The 2,801-nt window shown below is 69.3% G+C and carries 3 protein-coding genes; all 3 read left to right on the plus strand.

The window, feature by feature from the left end; translation table 11 throughout:
• A partial coding sequence (locus H0X00_RS23170) for a lysine 5,6-aminomutase subunit alpha (RefSeq protein WP_293775171.1) occupies positions 1-1,228 on the plus strand: 1,228 nt, incomplete at its 5' end.
• An 8-nt stretch (positions 1,229-1,236) separates the two neighbouring features.
• A complete protein-coding gene (locus tag H0X00_RS23175; protein WP_367186752.1) occupies positions 1,237-1,989 on the plus strand; it encodes an OAM dimerization domain-containing protein in 753 nt (250 codons plus the stop codon).
• Positions 1,986-2,393 carry a hotdog domain-containing protein gene (locus H0X00_RS23180; RefSeq protein WP_293775174.1) on the plus strand — a complete coding sequence of 136 codons (408 nt, stop codon included), beginning with the start codon at positions 1,986-1,988 and terminating at the stop codon, positions 2,391-2,393. Before H0X00_RS23175 ends, H0X00_RS23180 begins: the two co-directional genes overlap by 4 nt.
• Positions 2,394-2,801: the final 408 nt, after the last annotated feature.

Consider the following 2,801-nt stretch of genomic DNA (forward strand, 5'->3'; position numbering starts at 1 on the left):
GGCCCGCACGGCGGCCCGCATCGCCGCCGCCGGCGGGATCGCCCGTATCGACGCCCGCCGCCGCGAGCGGGACGGACTCATCGCCCGGATCGGCGACGCGCCGCGCCGGCCCTGGATCTATCTGATCGTCGCCACCGGCGACATCTACGAGGACATCCCGCAGGCCCAGGCCGCCGCGCGTGAGGGCGCCGATGTGGTCGCCGTCATCCGCTCGACGGGGCAGTCGCTGCTCGACCACGTGCCCGAGGGAGCGACCCGCGAGGGCTACGCCGGCACGTACGCCACCCAGCAGAATTTCCGCCTGATGCGCGCGGCCCTCGACGAGGTCTCCCACGAACTCGACCGCTACGTCCGACTGACCAACTACGCGAGCGGTCTGTGCATGCCGGAGATCGCTGCGCTGGCCGGCCTCGAGCGCCTGGACATGATGCTGAACGACTCGATGTACGGGATCCTCTTCCGCGACATCAACCCGATCCGCACCTTCACCGACCAGCGCTTCGCCCGCCAGATCCACGCCCGGGCCGGCATCATCATCAACACCGGCGAGGACAACTACCTCACCACCGCCGACGCGGTCGAGGCCGCGCACACGGTCACCGTGAGCCAGCTGCTCAACGAGTACTTCGCCAAGGAGGCCGGGCTCGAGGACTGGCAGCTCGGCCTCGGGCACGCGTTCGAGATCAACCCCGACCTGCCGGATTCGTTCCGCCTCGAGCTCGCCCACGCGATGCTCGCCCGCGCCCTGTTCCCGCACGCGCCGCTGAAGTGGATGCCGCCGACCAAGCACATGACCGGCGACATCTTCAAGGGCTACCTGCTCGACGGCTTCTTCAACCTGGCCGGGGCGATGACCGGCCAGGGCATCCTGCTGGTCGGGATGATGACCGAAGCCGTGGTCACTCCGTTCCTGTCCGACCGCGACCTCGCGCTGCGCAACGCCCGCTACGTCCTGGACGCGGCCGGCCGGTTGCACGAGGACCTGCAGCTGGCCCCGGACTCGTTCATCGGCCATCGTGCGCACCACGTCCTCGGCGAGGCCGTCGAGTTGCTGGAGCGGATCGGGGCCGAGGGGCTGCTGGCCGCGATCGGCGACGGCACCTTCGGCCTGATGCGCCGGCCCGCCGACCGCGGCAAGGGCCTGGACGGTGTCGCGGCGAAGGCGGAGGGCTATTGCAATCCGGTGGCCGAGTTGCTGGAGCCGATCGCAGGGGAGCAGGCGGCGTGACCTCCGACATGACGAACAGTCAGATGATCCGCCCCTACGGCGACACCACCGACGACGGGATGGTCCAGGTCTCGTTCACCCTGCCGATCCCGCACGATGCCCGCGCCGAGGGTGCCGCCCTGCAACTCGCGGCCAAGATGGGCCTGGACCCGGCGATGGTCGTACACACCCGTGGCATGGGCCCGGACTTCACCTTCTTCGTCGTCTACGGCCGCAGCGCGCACAGCGTGGACCTCTCGCAGATCACGGTGGCCGAGCGGGAGTATCCGCTGCTGTCTCCGGCCGAGGTGAACACGGCGATCCGCACCACGCTGCGCCGCAAGTTGGTGGTGGTCGGGGCCTGCATCGGCACCGACGCGCACACCGTCGGCATCGACGCGATCCTCAACATCAAGGGCTTCGCGGGGGAGAAGGGCCTGGAATACTACCGGGAGATCAAGGTGGTCAACCTCGGTGCCCAGGTCGAGATCGACGCGCTGGTCCACGAGGCCCGCGAACACCGGGCCGACGCCGTCCTGGTCTCCCAGGTGGTGACCCAGAAGGACGCCCACCTGCACAACACCCGGGCCCTGGTCGAACGGATGCACGCGGAGTTCCCCGAGGGCACGGGCCGGCCGCTGGTCGTCGTCGGTGGGCCCCGCTTCGACCCGACCGCGGCCGGCGAACTCGGCGTCGACCGGATCTTCGCCCGCGGCACGACACCCCGCGAGGTGGCCGGTTACCTCGCACACGCGCTCGCCTCGAGCAGGATCGCCGCATGAGCGGTACTGAACCCGGACAGCCTCAGGTCGGCCTGACCGTCACCCACCGCCGCTACGTCTCCCACCACGAGGCGCACTACGGCGGCTCGCTGCTCGACGGGGCCTACGTGATGGGCCTGTTCGGCGACGTCGCCACCGAGATGTGCCTGCGCACCGACGGTGACGAAGGCCTGCTCGCGAGTTACGCCGGCGTCGCGTTCAAGGCGCCGGTGAAGGCCGGTGACGTGATCGAGGTGACCGCGACGCTCACCCGCGTCGGCACCCGCAGCCGCACGCTGGACCTGCGGGCCTGGGTGTGCTGCCGGGCCACCCCGGGGGCTGGAGATTCCGCCGGATCCGTGGTCGATCCGCCACTGCTCGTGGTCGAGGCGGTGGCCGAGGTTGTGGTCCCGGCGCGGTCGTAGAACCGCTCGTCGCATCGCGAAAATTTTCTTCCGGCAGGCACCCCCCGCCTGACCTGCGACGTTGCGGAACGTTGCAGGTCAGGCCCGGGTTGAGCGACCCGCCTTGCACCGCTAGGTTTCCCGGGTCCACACAGAACGACCAGTGCGGATCGCCGCCAGAACAACGTTTTCACGAGCGGGCCGTAAAGGTGGTTGCACCACCACCCGGGTGCCAGGCACGCCAAGGTGTCGAAGACTTTGAGAAGGCGCAACGACCGACACCGGGGTGGACCCGGAAGGGAACTGGAGACCAGTAGACAACGGCACTCGGGTTCGCAACCAACGATCCCGTGGTCGGTCCGAAGGATCTCCCGCTTTCATCCGTGAACGTTTCTGAACCCGACAGTGCGGGGCCGGACGGAATCTCCG

Origin of the sequence: Sporichthya sp., from assembly GCF_013815995.1 — a bacterium.
In the GTDB taxonomy this organism is placed as follows: Bacteria; Actinomycetota; Actinomycetes; order Sporichthyales; family Sporichthyaceae; genus Sporichthya.